General features: G+C 50.2%; 9 protein-coding genes. 6 read left to right on the top strand and 3 right to left on the bottom strand.

Annotated elements, in window-relative coordinates; genetic code table 11:
- The first annotated feature begins 156 nt into the window (after positions 1 to 156).
- Both EHW58_RS12250 and EHW58_RS12245 read left to right on the top strand, forming a co-directional pair.
- Complete coding sequence (locus EHW58_RS12250; protein ID WP_152796748.1) at positions 157 to 1,056, top strand: AraC family transcriptional regulator; 900 nt, start codon at positions 157 to 159, stop codon at positions 1,054 to 1,056.
- Between the two features lie 77 nt (positions 1,057 to 1,133).
- Positions 1,134 to 3,308: a TonB-dependent siderophore receptor gene (locus tag EHW58_RS12245; RefSeq protein ID WP_227986317.1), complete on the top strand. Its 2,175-nt coding sequence runs from the start codon at positions 1,134 to 1,136 to the stop codon at positions 3,306 to 3,308.
- Between the two features lie 45 nt (positions 3,309 to 3,353).
- On the opposite strand, the gene EHW58_RS12240 is transcribed toward EHW58_RS12245, so the two are convergent.
- A complete protein-coding gene (locus tag EHW58_RS12240) occupies positions 3,354 to 4,097 on the bottom strand; it encodes a YciK family oxidoreductase (RefSeq protein ID WP_370517860.1) in 744 nt (247 codons plus the stop codon).
- Between the two features lie 125 nt (positions 4,098 to 4,222).
- Here EHW58_RS12240 and sohB point away from each other — a divergent pair, with 125 nt between their 5' ends.
- The 3 genes from sohB (at position 4,223) to EHW58_RS12225 (ending at position 9,360) form a co-directional block, all read left to right on the top strand.
- Positions 4,223 to 5,275: a protease SohB gene (gene sohB, locus EHW58_RS12235; protein WP_077577952.1), complete on the top strand. Its 1,053-nt coding sequence runs from the start codon at positions 4,223 to 4,225 to the stop codon at positions 5,273 to 5,275.
- Between the two features lie 386 nt (positions 5,276 to 5,661).
- Positions 5,662 to 8,292: a type I DNA topoisomerase gene (gene topA, locus EHW58_RS12230; protein ID WP_152796746.1), complete on the top strand. Its 2,631-nt coding sequence runs from the start codon at positions 5,662 to 5,664 to the stop codon at positions 8,290 to 8,292.
- Positions 8,293 to 8,436: 144 nt separating this feature from the next.
- Positions 8,437 to 9,360 carry a TIGR01212 family radical SAM protein gene (locus tag EHW58_RS12225; protein ID WP_152796744.1) on the top strand — a complete coding sequence of 308 codons (924 nt, stop codon included), beginning with the start codon at positions 8,437 to 8,439 and terminating at the stop codon, positions 9,358 to 9,360.
- On the opposite strand, the gene EHW58_RS12220 is transcribed toward EHW58_RS12225, so the two are convergent.
- Together EHW58_RS12220 and EHW58_RS12215 are read right to left on the bottom strand one after the other, a co-directional pair.
- A complete protein-coding gene (locus EHW58_RS12220; protein WP_152796741.1) occupies positions 9,347 to 12,475 on the bottom strand; it encodes an efflux RND transporter permease subunit in 3,129 nt (1,042 codons plus the stop codon). The two genes, EHW58_RS12225 and EHW58_RS12220, sit on opposite strands and share 14 nt — an antisense overlap.
- Positions 12,468 to 13,613 carry an efflux RND transporter periplasmic adaptor subunit gene (locus EHW58_RS12215; RefSeq protein ID WP_152796739.1) on the bottom strand — a complete coding sequence of 382 codons (1,146 nt, stop codon included), beginning with the start codon at positions 13,611 to 13,613 and terminating at the stop codon, positions 12,468 to 12,470. The genes EHW58_RS12220 and EHW58_RS12215 overlap by 8 nt, the downstream gene beginning before the upstream one ends.
- Before the next feature lie 802 nt (positions 13,614 to 14,415).
- Here EHW58_RS12215 and EHW58_RS12210 point away from each other — a divergent pair.
- On the top strand, positions 14,416 to 15,789 hold the full coding sequence (locus EHW58_RS12210; RefSeq protein ID WP_152796737.1) for a multidrug transporter: 1,374 nt from the start codon (positions 14,416 to 14,418) through the stop codon (positions 15,787 to 15,789).
- The last annotated feature ends 137 nt before the right edge of the window (positions 15,790 to 15,926 follow it).

Below are 15,926 nucleotides of genomic sequence, written 5' to 3'. Positions count from 1 at the left end.
TCTATTTCTGTGTGACGCTCTAACTCGTCGCGCTCACTATAAAGTTGCAGCCTTATTATCCGTCGTATCGGTTGGCCTCTTTCACTTCAGTTATGATAATGATTATTGTTTGTGTTATCTTGGAGTTTATTTACAATTTTGTCGATAAAGGATGTGATGACAACGGCATTAGCACCAGAGCAAACCGCACGCTTTGATCGTATCGAGCGGGTTCTAGACTTTATCCACGCAAACCTTGACCAACCGCTTTCTGTCAGTGAGTTGGCCGCTCACAGCTGCTGGTCTCGCTGGCAATTGCAGCGCGTGTTCTCGGAACAAACGGGCGTGAGTGTGGCGCATTATGTGCGTGAACTAAGACTTAGCTATGCCGCCAAACAGTTGCTCTCTCGGCCCGATAGAGTGATTGATATCGCGCTGTCGTTTGGGTTTACCTCAGAGGCGAATTTTTCCCGCGCATTTCGTCAGCAGTTCGGGGTGAGTCCTCGTACGTATCGCCAGCGGGGGGTGATGGATGGTATTCGAACACCACTGCATATTACGACACTGGCGACTCCCAATCCGTCTTGGCTGTCGGTGCACATTCAAACGCGATCATCGATCACCCTGGTGGGGCAGACGTCGCCTATATTAGGCTTGTTTGCACCTGAGCCCGATTTTACTGACGTGGTGCCTAAGCTGTGGCGTGATGCGCACGAGGCTGGGTTGGTTGATGTTGGTCAGCCAAGCATTGGTGCGATTGATGTGGCCAGTGCTGATACACTTCAAACCCCGTTACCCTACCTCGCCGGTCAGCAGCGAGATGGGCTGCCAAGCCCATCTTTAGCCACGTGGACGGTGCCAGAGGCGACCTATGCGGTGATTACGCATTTGGGGCCCGTGAGTGAACTGCCTAAGACCTTGCATACCTTTATCTATCATTGGTTGCCTGCCTCAGGGTACCGATGCACGGATGGTATCGAGCTTGAAGTCTATCCGCCTGGATATCAACCAGAAGCCGATGACGCGGTAATGACGTACTGGATCCCGCTGGATTGTCACCATCATGCACCAAAATGAACAGTATTCACCATGCACACCTTTAAAATGCGAATGATTCCGTTTTACGTTTAATTTGTATTGAGAGGAAAATCATCATGGATATGGGTTGTGCACGCGTGCAGCAGGTTGCCAGATGGCGACTGTCCCCGTTAGCGATGGCGGTTATGGGGAGCTTGATGCTGCCATCAGCTTATGCCGAGTCGCAACACGCCGAGATGGAAACCATACAAGTCTTAGGCGACACCTACCGCAATACGGCCACGAAAACAGCACTGGCACCAGAAGAAACGCCTCAAGCGGTCACTGTCATCGACCGAGAGGCCATCGAACAGCGCCAAACCAGTTCACTAAGCGAAGTGGTGCGCTATACACCGGGTGTAAATACTGAGCTGCGGGGTGGGGCCGTCACGCGACTCGATCTCTTTAATATTCGTGGTTTTATCAACTATCAGAACTTTTTTGATGGTCTCGCGGTACCTTACAACACCTGGAATTTACAGCCACAAATCGATCCGATTGCGATTGAACAAGTGGAAGTGTTCAAAGGGCCGACGTCGGTGTTATACGGGAATATTCCACCGGGTGGGATGGTGAATATGATCGCCAAGACACCGCAACAAGAGGCGGCGCACCGTGTGACGATGAGCACCGACTCTGATGCACTGCGTGAAGTGTCTGTTGACAGTACTGGTGCGATTTCTGACACCCCATTGGCGTACCGGATGGTGGCGCTGGCACGACAAAAAGATGGCCAAGCGGGCGATTCGGAAGAAGAGCGTTATGTCGTCGCCCCATCGCTAGATTGGCGGGTGTCGCCAGATACGTTGGTGAACGTTAATCTTTATTACCAAGCGGATCCGGCGGCGGGCATTTATACCTCATTACCGGCCAACGGCTCGGTATTGCATAGTGACCAAGGCAGCCTTTCTAGCGATAGCTTTTCCGGTGACAACAACTGGAATACTTATGATCGTGAGTTTCTGATGCTGGGTTACAAGGTGCAGCACCAGCTCTCATCAAACTGGTCGTTACTGCACTCGGCACGCTACACAGATGCTGATTTGCTGCAAAAAAATATGTACATCAATACACGGTTAGTGAATAACGACAACTATCGTCAAAATACGTTTGATGGCCGCCACTACCCGCGTAACGCGTACCTGACAGATGAAACGATCGAATCCTGGGTGGTGGATACTCAGCTTTCTGGCGATGTGCGCTGGGGGGCGGCAGACCATTACACCTTGCTAGGGGTTGATTATCAGACTATGTCCTCGGACGTGGGTTACGATGACACTTACGCTCCCGGTTCAGTGCCGGATATTGATATTTTCGATCCCGATAATAACCAGGTTAACCCCGACTCACTCAGTTTTGCTTACCAAGAAGACCATGATATTGAAGTGACACAGACTGGCCTCTATGCCCAAGATCAGATCTTGTGGAACCAATGGGTGTTACTGGCTGGCGCGCGTTACGATGAATATGAGTTAAAAGATGACCAGCAGACACTTTATGCGGGGTCACCGAGTTCCTCTGAGAAAAACATTCGTCACTATAATCTGGCATTCCGTGCCGGTGCGATGTACCAGTTTGACAACGGCATTTCCCCTTATCTGAGTTACTCAGAAAGCTTTGAACCAACCGATATGGATAATCGGGGTAATGTGTTTGACCCTTCCACGGGTAAACAATGGGAAACCGGCCTCAAGTACTTGTCACTAGACGGTAGCACTGGCGTCAACGTGGCGTTGTTCGAGCTTAAAAAGCAAGACGCGCTGGTGAATGATCCCAACGACTCATACGCGAAAATTCAAACCGGTGAAATCCGCTCTCGTGGAATAGAGGTTGAGTTTAATCATGCACTTAGTGTAGAGACGGATGTGGCCTTAACTTATGGCTATATTGATATGGAGATCACGGATGACCCTAACCTAGAGGGCAAGACCCCAGTTTGGGTGCCAGAGCAGACTGCCAGTGCGTGGCTGAATCACCAGGTCAGTGCGGGGACACGCGTGAGTTTAGGCGCACGGTATGTGGGTGAGTCACAGGGTAACGCCACCAATACCTTTACGGTGCCCGACTATACGGTGTTTGATACCGCGATTAGTTACGATCTTTCGCAAGCATCACCGTCGCTATCAGGCGCAAAATTGTCCCTATCTGCGACAAACTTGTTCGATAAAACCACTTACAGCTGTTTTGATGAATTGAACTGTTGGTATGGGGACGAACGCAACATCAAAGCCAAACTCAGCATCGATTTTTAAATCGGTTTGCTAAAACGAGCGCCCCCAGCCATGGGGGCGCTATGCTTAGCGCTTAGGTTGTGCATCAATACACTGTCCGTGCTCGCCAATACCTTCTGGGGCCATCAAATACAGGTAAAGTGGCATAATATCGAGAGGCGTTTTGAGCGTGTCAGGGTCTTCTCCTGGGAAAGCGCTCGCGCGCATACTGGTGCGGGTACCGCCTGGGTTGATGGCGTTGACACGGACCTTGGTATCAGACATTTCATCCGCCAGCACTTGCATCATGCCTTCGGTCGCGAACTTAGAAATCGCATAGCTGCCCCAATAAGCACGCCCTTGGTGGCCGACCGTAGATGTAGTAAACACCACGCGAGCATCGTCAGACTTTTTCAATAATGGCAGCAGGGCTTGCGTCATAAGCATGGTGGCTTTGACATTCACCTGCATTACATCGTCATGAGATTTTTCATCAATCTGATCGAACGGGCTCAGCACACCGAGCAAGCCAGCATTATGCAGTACGCCGTCTAAGCGCCCGAACTGTTGTTCAATGGTGTCTGCCATATCCAAATAATGCTGACGCGTGGCACCCAGCATATCCAGTGGGATAATCGCTGGTTGTGGCGCGTCCAAAGCATCAATTTCATCGTATACTGCTTCAAGTTTTTTCACGGTGCGGCCGAGAAGGATGACGGTAGCGCCTTTCTCTGCATAGCTAAGTGCGGCTTGGCGGCCAATGCCAGCGCCCGCACCGGTCACCAAAATCACACGCCCTTCAAGCGCGTTTGAGCTTACTTGGTAGTCCACGATATAAATCCTTATTTATTGTTAAACGTAGATTATTGTAAGGTTGCGGGTAAGGTGTGACAACCAAGTGCGTGATGTACGGTTAACGGCATTGCCAACATAGCGACAAAAAAGAGGATACAACATTGGATTTCATTGCGGATTATGGGCTTTTTCTGGCAAAAGTCGTCACTTTCTTATTAGCGGCATTTGTATTGGTCGCTTTAGTGCGCGCCGCGAGCGACAAAGGGGGGCAAAAAGGTAGCCTAAAGCTCACTGACTTAACTGAGCGGTTTAAGCATTATCGTCAATCGCTAGAGCAGCACTTGTACAATGAATCGTCGTTAAAAGCGCGAGAGAAAGACGAGAAAAAAGCCAAGAAGAAAGAAGAAAAGGCGCAAAAAGCCGCAGCCAAAAAGCAAAACGAGCCATCGGCTCAACGGGATCCACAATTGTTTGTGATCCACTTTAAAGGCAGCATCGATGCCCGCGAAGTAGAGGCGTTACGAGAAGAAGTCACGGCGATTTTGTCGGTAGCAACCGAACAGGACGAAGTCTTGGTCAACGTCGAGAGTGGCGGCGGTATGGTGCATGGCTACGGCCTAGCGGCGTCTCAGCTGGCACGCTTCCGTCAAGCAGGCGTGCCCTTAACCGTGGCGGTTGATAAAGTGGCCGCAAGCGGCGGGTATATGATGGCATGCGTCGCGGATAAGTTGATTGCAGCGCCGTTTGCGATCATTGGCTCGATTGGGGTGATTGCCCAGCTGCCCAACTTTAACAAGTTGCTTAAGAAGAACGATATTGAATTTGAGCAGCTGACCGCCGGTGAATTTAAGCGCACGCTAACCATGTTTGGTGAAAACACTGACAAAGCGCGCGAGAAGTTCAAAACGGAACTGGAAGAAACCCATGGCCTGTTCAAGGCGTTTATCAGCGAATACCGCCCGTCTCTTAATGTCGATAAGGTTGCCACCGGTGAACACTGGTTTGGTAACCAAGCATTGGATCTGGGATTGATTGATGAGGTCTGTACCAGCGACGAGTATTTGTTCCAGGCGGCGAATAACGAGCGAAAAGTGCTGTCGGTGTCTTACCATCAGCGTAAAAACATTGCTGAAAAGCTTGCTGGCGCATCCGCGGAGGTGGCAGATCGTGTGCTGCTAAAATGGATTAGTCGTGGTCAGCGTCCGTTGGTTTAACTCACTCCCCGAGTGCTGCCTGTTAGCGTTGGGCGATAAACAACGGAAGAAAATAGCGGTAACAGGCGCACGATAATGAGCGAAATAGCCATAATAATGTGAGCCAAGCCAAAGATTACCGCATCCATTTAGCTATTTTGCGTGCGGCAATGGTAATGATTAGCGCGTTTTTGCCGGAAACCGGCATGAAGAACAATCGGGATATTACCATCACAATTGCTTAACAATTGTGGAAGGGACGAGCAATCAGCGTGTTTTGCTGCGAATTTAGTTGATATTCGGCTAGACTCGCTCAATATTGTAAACAGATAGCGGCACTCCGGCATGGAAGTGCAACGCAACGAATTTTCGACAGTTTTAGCGCAAAGGGCGTCAATTAGGTCATTATGGGCAAATCTCTCGTCATCGTGGAGTCCCCAGCAAAGGCGAAAACGATCAATAAATATCTCGGCAAAGACTTCGTGGTGAAGTCGAGTGTCGGACATGTTCGTGACTTGCCAACTGGAGCGACGCAAGGCGGTAAAAAGGCCGCACCTGTGTCCACGAAAGGGCTCAGCGCCGAAGAAAAAGCGCGAATTAAAAAAGAAAAAGAACAGAAGGCGCTCATCAACAAGATGGGCGTTGATCCTTACAATGGCTGGCAAGCGAAATACCAAGTGTTGCCCGGTAAGGAAAAAGTCGTCGCCGAGCTTAAGTCACTGGCTGAGAAAGCCGACAACGTTTATCTCGCAACGGATTTGGACCGCGAAGGGGAGGCCATTGCTTGGCACCTGCGCGAACTCATCGGTGGTGATAACGACCGCTTCAAACGCGTGGTCTTTAATGAGATCACCAAAAATGCGATCACACAGGCGTTTGACGCACCGGGTGACGTCAATATCGACGGTGTCAACGCACAGCAAGCGCGGCGTTTCCTCGACCGTGTGGTGGGCTTTATGGTCTCGCCGTTGCTATGGAAAAAAGTGGCGCGAGGCTTGTCGGCCGGTCGTGTGCAGTCGGTCGCGGTAAAGCTGCTTGTTGAACGTGAGCATCAGATAAAAGCTTTTATCCCCGAAGAGTTTTGGGATGTGCACGCCGACACGCTCACACCGAAAGAGCAGGCGCTGCGACTGCTCGTGGCGCAACAAAATGGCAAAGCCTTTAAGCCGAAAAATAAAGATGAGGCGATGGCGGCGGTGTCAGCTCTCGAGCACGCCAGCTTTGTGGTGCGTGATCGCGAAGATCGCCCCTCAACGAGTAAGCCCTCGGCGCCTTATATCACCTCAACATTGCAGCAGGCGGCAAGCACGCGTCTCGGCTTTGGGGTGAAGAAAACCATGATGTTGGCGCAACGCTTGTATGAAGCCGGCTATATCACTTACATGCGTACCGACTCGACCAACCTCAGCAAAGAAGCGGTCGAAGCGGCTCGTGGCCATATTGCTAGCGAATACGGTGAGAAGTACTTACCAGCGTCGGCGAACGTGTATGGTGCCAAAGCCAATGCCCAAGAAGCGCACGAGGCCATCCGGCCTTCTGATGTGGGTGTCAATGCCAGTGATTTGCAGGGGATGGACTCTGATGCGCATCGTCTGTACGACTTGATTTGGCGCCAGTTTGTGGCCTGTCAAATGGTACCGGCAAAATATGACTCGACGACCTTGACGGTCGATGCGAGCGATTACACCTTGAAAGCAAAAGGACGCACACTGCGCTTTGACGGTTGGACTCGGGTACAGCGTCCTTCTGGTAAAAACGAAGATCAAACCTTGCCAGCGGTTGAGGTGGGTGAATCACTGACACTCGACAAGCTTGATCCGAAACAACACTTTACTAAGCCACCCGCCCGTTATACCGAAGCGGCCTTGGTCAAAGAGTTAGAAAAAGCGGGCATTGGTCGTCCATCGACGTACGCGTCTATTATTTCCACGATACAAGACCGCGGTTATGTGCGAGTTGAAAACCGTCGCTTCTATGCTGAGAAAATGGGCGAGATTGTCACAGACCGCCTCAACCAAAGCTTTGCCGATTTGATGGACTATGACTTTACCGCTCGCATGGAAGCATCACTGGATAAAATCGCGGAAGGTCAAGCTGACTGGAAAGGGGTACTTGATGATTTCTTTGCGGATTTCACCGCAGAGCTTGAACAAGCCGAGCAGGATGAAGACGAGGGTGGAATGAAGCCCAACAACATGGTGATGACAGATATCGACTGTCCAACCTGTGGGCGTAAAATGGGGATTCGTACCGCTTCGACTGGCGTGTTCCTCGGTTGTTCGGGCTACGCGTTACCCCCGAAAGAGCGTTGTAAAACCACCATCAACTTGATGGATGAAGATGGTATTGTCAATGTGCTCGAAGAGGACGTTGAAACCGCTGATCTTCGGGCGATGAAGCGTTGTCCGATTTGTGAAACAGCAATGGACTCTTACCTCATTGATCAGCATCGTAAGTTGCACGTGTGTGGTAATAATCCGAGCTGCGAAGGCTATGTGGTTGAAAAAGGGGAGTTCAAACCCAAAGGCTACGATGGGCCTGTGGTAGAGTGCGACAAATGTGGTAGCGACATGGTGCTGAAAAATGGCCGTTTCGGTAAATACATGGGTTGCACCAACGAGGAATGTAAGAACACGCGTAAGATCCTCAAAAATGGTGACGTGGCGCCACCGAAAGAAGATCCGGTGCACTTCCCAGAGTTGCCATGTGAAAACTCGGATGCCTATTTCGTGTTACGTGATGGTGCCTCTGGCCTATTTATGGCCGCGAGTAATTTCCCCAAATCCCGCGAGACACGTGCGCCGCTGGTGGAGGAGCTTCATCGCTTCAAAGACCGCATTTCGGACAAGTTCAAATACCTTGCCGATGCGCCGCAGGAAGATCCCGATGGACGTCCTACTGTGGTTCGTTTTGCACGTAAAACCAAAGAGAATTACGTGCGTAGCGAGGAAGATGGCAAGCCAACGGGCTGGTCAGCCTTCTTTGTTGACGGTCAGTGGGAAGTCACTGATAAACGCAAGAAGAAAGCCAAAGCCTAATGGGCGTATCACGCCAATGATTTAAACCCGCCGGCAAGGCGGGTTTTTTGTTTTAGGGCAAGCACGCCTTTGCTTGATCCGCCCCAATATCTCTTCGATAACAGTTGTTAAAATCTCGCCTTTGTCTTTTTCCGCTGAGGCGTTATGGAGCTGCATCAACTCGTTAATACACTAGGCCAAGATTTAAAACACCGTTATGGCGAACGTGTCCATAAGCTGACGCTACATGGTGGTTTTAGTTGCCCCAATCGTGATGGCACGCTCGGGCGGGGCGGTTGCACCTTTTGCAATGTCGCATCCTTTTCTGATGAAACCGCGCAGCACCAATCCGTTAGCCACCAGTTGCACCAACGTGCGAAAGAGGTAGACCGAGCACGTCGTTATCTGGCGTATTTTCAAGCTTATACCAGTACTTATGACGAGGTTGCGCGGTTAAAGGCCTTGTACGAGCAAGCATTAGCGCGTGAAAACATGGTCGGGCTGTGTGTCGGTACACGGCCAGATTGTGTGCCCAGCCAGGTTTTGACGCTGTTGGCGGGTTATCGTCAACAAGGATTTGAAGTGTGGTTAGAGCTTGGTTTACAAACGGGTCATGATAAGACGTTGAAACGCATTAACCGTGGCCATGATGTGGCGGTTTACGAGCGAATCACTCAACAAGCCCGTGCAATGGGTATTAAAGTATGCACGCATTTGATTGTTGGTCTGCCCGGAGAGGGCATCACCGATCATCAAACAACGATTGACCGGGTCGTGAGCACAGGCACCGATGGGATTAAACTGCACCCGCTACATATTGTCGAGGGTAGCACCATGGCGAAAGCGTGGCGTGCAGGGCGTCAAAGCGAAATCACATTAGAAGACTACGTCGACAGCGCCAGCATGATGATCCAGCGAACGCCTCCTGAGGTGGTGTATCATCGCGTGTCTGCGAGTGCACGTCCACCGACGTTACTGGCCCCTTCATGGTGCGAGAATCGCTGGCTAGCGATGACCGCCATCGCTAACCAGCTGGACAAACACGGTGCACAAGGGGCTGCGCTCGGCACCTCTTTTATCGCGCGTTAGGCTCTGATTGTGACGAGGAAAGGCCGGGAGTGAGCCGGCGCAGAAGCTGTCCAATATCTTGCAGCATCAGATATAAACAGGGCACCAGAAACAGCGTTAGCAAGGTGGCAAACATCACCGCAAAGCCAAGTGCGACGGCCATTGGGATCACAAATCTTGCTTGCAGGCTGGTTTCAAACATGATGGGCAACACCCCCGCAAAGGTGGTGATAGACGTCAGTGTGATGGCCCGAAAGCGGGCACAGCCTGCGTCGATCACTGCTTTTTTGATCGCAACCCCCGCGTGACGCGCTCGATTAATATAGTCAGTCATCACCAGCGCATCGTTGACCACCACGCCTGCGGCGGCAATCAAACCAAAGGTCGACATCATACTTAAATCAATATCAAACCAATAATGTCCCCAAATAGCACCCGTTAAGCTAAAAGGGATCACCGACATGATAATCAGTGGTTGCGTATAGCTTTTTAAGGGCACGGCCAATAACGCATAGACCACAATCATCCCGGCAACAAAGAAAAGCTTTTGTTCATCTTGCTGTGCTTGTTGTTCTTCAATCGAACCACTGAGTTCACTAGTGACATCCGGATAATCGGCCAATACCTCTGGTATGACGGATTGTTGAATGGTTTCGACTACTTCATTGGGTTCGACTAACTCTTCATCAATCGCGCCATAGACATAAACCGTTCTAAATCCTGCTTCGCGGCGCAGGCTACTCACACCGGGTTGTTGCTCCAGTTTCACCACATCGCCCAACATGACTTGTTGACCGGCTGGGGTGGTGATCACGGCATAACGCAGTGATGAAAATGCCTCCCGCGTTAATTTGGGGTAACGCACCATGACTTTTATTTCTTCACCGTCACGGATTAGACGTTGGGCTTCCCCGCCATAGAAACTCCCTCCTACCTGTTGAGCAATGGTGGTGAGATCCAGCCCCAGATCATGAGCGACGGGCGTGAGGGAAATGAGCACTTCCTGACTGCCTGAATCGATGGATGAGGACACATCGAAAAGACCCGCTTGCTGGTTAAGGCGCGACATTAAAGCACGTCCGGCCGCATTGAGTGTGTCGATGTTGGGCCCAAAGAGGAGAAAGCCAAACTCATCACCTTGTTCTCCACCATTCACGTCATCTTGAATGGTGAGTTTTTTAACTCCTGGGATCTCCGGCATCGCCTCACGCCAGCGCCGCGATAATTCGAAGGTGGTAAAGGGGCGCAATGTATCATCGACTAAAGGGATCACCAGTTGTCCTGAGGTTCGCCCTTCATTAAATACGAGCGTGTCTTGAACCATGGCTTGGCCCGTCTCGGCTTCTGTGGCGTTATCGACGCGGTAGACCATGCCTTCAATGGCTTTGAGTGCGGCAATGGTTTGCTCACTCGAGGCGTTATTGTTCATCTCAAGGCGAATATTGGGAAAATCATGCGGGACTTTGGGCGTCGGCACCATACGCACGTGGCTGGCAACCACCAACGAAATACTGATAGCTAATAAGGCAACAAACAATGCGAAAGCCGACCAGCGCCAACGTACCGCGAAGGTGACGGCGCGGCGGTATGGTCCATTGACGAAGCGATGGAATTGCCGATTAAAACGCTGGCGGAAGCTATTTGATTTGGGCGTGGAAAAGTGGGTGTGCGCCAAGTGAGCGGGCAAAATAAGCTTCGACTCTACCAAGCTAAAGATGAGACACAAGATGACGATTGACGCGATGCCAAAGAAAAAGGCGCGTTCAGGGCCGCTCGACATGATAAAAGGTGCAAAAACGGCAATGGTGGTGAGCACGCCAAACGTGGCAGGGGTGGCAACACGCTGCGCCCCGGCGACAACGTTATTGACGCCGCCACCTTTGTGCTCCACTTCGGTATAAACACTTTCGCCGATAACGATCGCGTCATCGACGACAATCCCCAACACCATAATGAACGCAAACAGTGAAACGATGTTAATGCTGACCCCAATCACTGGCATTAGCATGACCGCGCCAAGAAAGCATACGGGCAAACCGATAAGCACCCAGAGGGCAAGTTTAAAGCGCAAAAACAATGTCAGCAGTAGCGCAACCAATACCGCTCCTTGTAATAAGTTTTTCAGCATCATATCAAGGCGGGCATTAAGGTAGTGTGTCATGTCGACCACCGATTTGAGTGCCAGCCCGGCGGGCAATGCTGCGTTTTTGTCTTGTATGTAGTCTTTGACGGCGTCGGCAACGGTCACCATATTTTCGCTAGCGGTTGCATTCACCGAGAGAAAAATTGCGTTCTGCCCCGAGTACTTAAAGTAACGCTCGCCTTCGGTAAACCCGTCTTTGATGGTGGCAATATCCTGCAGCAATAATCGACTGCCATTGGGGCCGATTTTAATTGGGATCTGGCGAAACTCATCACCGCGATAACGCTGGTTCTCGACGCGAATTGCAATCATACCGCTGTCGGTACGTACTTCACCGGCAGAGAAGTTGGCGGAATAGCGGGCAATGGCGTCACTCACCTGATTAAGCGTGAGGTTATACTTGCGCAGAATACGGGGGGCTACCTCGATGGCAATCTCGTAGGTAGGGGCACTGAGCTCCACCAAGGTGACGTCCTTGAGTTGGAGGAGTTCGTCTTCAATGTCCTGTGCCGCGCGTTTTAGCTCAGTGAGCGGCTTATTGCCTACCACTGCCATTTGAATGACGGTTTGGCGAAACTCCACTTGCGCGACATTAAGCGGTTCCATCGACGCGGGGAGATTAGAGAGGGCATCGACCTCTTGCTTTACGCGGTCCAGGACGAGATTGAGATCTTCCCCAACATCCACTTCGATTTCTACTTGACCAAATCCGCGCCGCGCGGTTGAAACCACCGATTCGATCCCGGTGACATCTTTAATGGCTTCCTCCACTTTAACTAAGATGCTCTCCTCTACCTCTTGGGGGGAGGCGCCGGGATAGTCAGCGGTAATATGAATGTAGTTAATCTCGATGTTAGGGAACATCTGTCGCTGAATGAAAAAGTAACTGGCAACCCCCATGATGAGTACAAACACCATGATCAGGTTTGCAGCAACCGGGTTGTGGGCAAAATAGGCAATGAGCCCACGCGTTGGCGTGTCAGCATTACTCATTTTCACCCTCCGGCGATACCTGCGATGCCACGCGAACCGTCATGCCAGGCTCGGGGAATTCAGGCAGCGTGGTAACCACTTGGTCATCATCGCTTAAGCCTTGGTCAGCGTAGATATACTGGCCTTCCGTTCTCACCACGCGCAGTGTACGCGGGGTGAGTTTTCCTGCTTGATCGACGACCCAAACTTGGCGATTGTTCATCAAGGATTGCGGAAGCTTAAAGACGTTCTCCAACGTTGCCCCTTTGAAAGTCGCCTCGATATAACTGCCAAAGGGTAGGGCAGGTTTAGCCGATTGGGTGCCGTAAGGATCATCAAGGCGCACTACAACTCGCATCATGCGGGTGCTTTGCTCCACGATGCCTAGATCGCGCACGAGTCGTGCTTGGCGTTGAGTCGGTTTGCTGCCGTTGCGGGTAAGCTGAACCTCGATCCCCGCTAATGGTGTGGGGAGAAAGAGTGTGTCGAAGCCAGCAATAGGCAAATGCACTTCCGCAGCCTCGATGCTATTAAGTACCCCCACCGGGCTTCCTGCGTTAATGTACTGCCCAACCCCGACGTCTCGCGACACGACGAGCGCATCGTAAGGGGCGGTCACTTGGCAGTTTTCTAAGTCGCGTTGTGCGCGCTTTAATGCCGCTTGTGCCGATTTTACGCGGGCTTTTGCACTGAGTACTTGTGGCTTGCGTAAGTAGAGATCGGTGACTTGTGAGGATGGAAGGCTTTTGGCCTGACGTTTTGCCACCGCCGCCTGGGCTTGTTCTTCTATCAAGGACGCTTTTGCACTGGCAAGGTCGGCTTCGGCGCTCAGTACCGCGGCTTGATAGTTATCAGGCTCAATTGAAAACAGCACATCACCACGTTTAACAATGCCGCCAGCAACGAAATTTGGATGCCATGCGACCACTTCACCGGACACTTGGGCAGAAAGCTGTGTGGTCTCTACAGGGGTGACTTCACCGTGCGCCCGTAAAACTACTTGATGTTGAGTTGGGTGAACAACGCGTGTCTCAACAATCGGTGGGAGCGGGGACGCAGCATTTTCTTGAGTAGCTGTCTCTGTTGCCGCGATGGCGGTATAGCCAAGATAGCCAAGACCGAGAATAACAAGAGGTAAAAACCAACGTAGTCCTTTCATTGATGCCGGGATCCTTTTTCGCCATGGCGTGGTGGTGTGTTGCGCTATGGGGGGCGCTTAACGCTTCATTGACTAATTTATCACGCGAATCTGTTGATTGAATGACAGGTCAACCTAACTTTTGATGCGCATCAGTTTTTCTATAACGGCGAGTACGGCTCAATATGCAACAGCGATCGTTGTGCGGCGATGCAAAAAGCTCTCAATTGCGAGACAAGGCTTTGTCGCGGGGGAATACCGATGACGTAAACACAGTTGTACTCGTGGTTATTTTTCATAATAAAATTACATAAATCCTAAATTTCATGCATTTTTTTGCCGTTTTTGACGATAATAAAATTTATTTTACGTAAAAAAATACCCTCCTCTATCCATTTTCTTCTCGTTAATTTTGTAAGAAAAATAAGATTGGCGACTTTTGCCGTTTTTGACGTGATTTTCTATCCATGTTTTATGATATTTATTTCATATTATTTGCATGAAAGTACTTGCCTGCGGGTGCTGTGACTTTTGGGTTTTTATTTAAGGTGTTGTTTTTAAGGGTTTTAGTTTTTTTGTGGATAAGATCTATGTCATAAAACGGTCAAAAACATGCTCTAGTTCATATTATTCGCATTAAAAATTAAGTCGTGATTGATATTTTTCTTTGCGTAATTAGTCTGAAGGTGTGGTTACACGAAATGTGTAAGCAGCGGGGGAAAGCTGAAATACGTTTCTCAGCTTTCAAATCGGTTTTGCACTCGATAAAACTTAATAAATCAACGAGGCAAAGCCCGTATCTTGCAGATAGCAGGAGTCTTTCATGAATAAAATGTTTAGCGTATCGACATTAGCTGCAGCTGTTTTTAGTGCGGTGGTGGCGGCGCCAGCAATGTCACAAACATTATCCTCAGAGACATCACCTTTTTTTACTGAATCTACCTTAAGTGGGAATCTCAATTTTTGGATGCGATCCCGTGATCGCGCAGGTACAGATGCCAACGGCAACGATACGGCCAAAGAAACCAACCTTGACCATGGCTCTATCTACGCAAATCTTGCCTTTAACTCAGGCTATGCTGCGGAAGTGGTTGGACTTGATTTGATGGCCTTTAGTACCTTTGATATGTGGCAAAACGGTAGCCCGGATCACGAAATGAACTTTTGGGGCGTGAATAACCCCTTTGATAAAGAGCCAGATGATAGCGAATGCACGGGCGCATGGGACGAAGAATGTACGGACAATGGTGTCTCTCTGGCTACTGCGGCGGCTAAGTTTAAATTTGGTGAAAACGTAACGGCGAAGCTTGGTTATTTTCAGCCTTCCGTACCAAGCACGATTGGTATTAACTGGTCGTTTGCGCCGGGCACTCATGTAGGTGGGGAGTTAGGCCTGAGTGTCGATAATCTTGCTCTGGGCCTTGTGGTCTCCGAGCGCTATAAAGCGCCTTGGTTTAAAGAAACCTATGAATTTCAAACGACCGATGGTGAAGATGCTGGTACCGCCTACTCGTTAGGGGCGCGGTATACATTGGATAATGATGTTTCTATCGATGCGGCTTATGGGGCTTTAAGTGACGGTGACCGTTGGAATGCCCATCTCAAAGTCAAAGGCACCACTGAGGGTGGCGTGTATTGGTCGCCGCAACTTTATGTGGTCGATGATGATGAGCAATATGATAGCACGGCATTCCAGCTAGCGATGCTTACCAGTATGTCATCAGGTCAATACTCTTATCGTGCAGAGGCCACCTATACCGAAGCCGACTCCGGCGATCCTGCCAAGGTGCAAAATTTAGCGTATCGCTTGACGAGTCAATATGGTGGCTCGAACGGTACCTATGACATTTGGTGGAATAACCGCTCGGACTTTAACCACGATGAAGAACTGGCGGTATTTGGGTCGTTATCGCGTGATTTCTCGGATATTGGTGCAAAAGGCTTTAGTGCAGGCTTTAACGGCGCTTATGGCTTTGGCTCATCCGCCAAGGGATACGATGATCTAAAAGAATACTCTTATAGCCTGTTTGCGAATTACGCCATTCAAACGGGTGCACTTAAAGATGCGAAAGTAAGCTTCTACTTCACGCAGTACTTTAACGATACCGATGCGCCGAGCTGGAAAGGTTATACCAATCTATTCCAAGACGAAGATGACTTTAAGTTAACCTTAGCGATTCCTTTTTCCATTAAATAAGGTCTTTTTTGATACTGTCTTTTAGCTGAGCCTAGCGCTCAGCTTTTTTTTATCTGCTTTGCAATCAAATCACATAAGGTGGCCAGCGCATTTGGGTGAATATCACTGGCTTTAGTTAATCGTGATCTCAAGTCAAA

Origin of the sequence: Salinivibrio sp. VYel1 (genome assembly GCF_009377945.1) — a bacterium.
Classification (GTDB): Bacteria; Pseudomonadota; Gammaproteobacteria; order Enterobacterales; family Vibrionaceae; genus Salinivibrio; species Salinivibrio siamensis.
The sequence above is the reverse complement of the archived record's forward strand: the minus strand, read 5'-3'. Positions and strand labels throughout refer to the sequence as shown.

What these genes read in the sequence shown, in the direction of transcription:
- EHW58_RS12250 (WP_152796748.1), top strand. Translation starts at nt 157, where the DNA reads ATGACAACGGCATTAGCACCAGAGCAAACCGCACGCTTTGATCGTATC.
- EHW58_RS12210 (WP_152796737.1), top strand. Translation starts at nt 14,416, where the DNA reads ATGAATAAAATGTTTAGCGTATCGACATTAGCTGCAGCTGTTTTTAGT.
- EHW58_RS12245 (WP_227986317.1), top strand. Translation starts at nt 1,134, where the DNA reads ATGGATATGGGTTGTGCACGCGTGCAGCAGGTTGCCAGATGGCGACTG.
- topA (WP_152796746.1), top strand. Translation starts at nt 5,662, where the DNA reads ATGGGCAAATCTCTCGTCATCGTGGAGTCCCCAGCAAAGGCGAAAACG.
- EHW58_RS12225 (WP_152796744.1), top strand. Translation starts at nt 8,437, where the DNA reads ATGGAGCTGCATCAACTCGTTAATACACTAGGCCAAGATTTAAAACAC.
- EHW58_RS12215 (WP_152796739.1), bottom strand. Translation starts at nt 13,613, where the DNA reads ATGAAAGGACTACGTTGGTTTTTACCTCTTGTTATTCTCGGTCTTGGC.
- EHW58_RS12220 (WP_152796741.1), bottom strand. Translation starts at nt 12,475, where the DNA reads ATGAGTAATGCTGACACGCCAACGCGTGGGCTCATTGCCTATTTTGCC.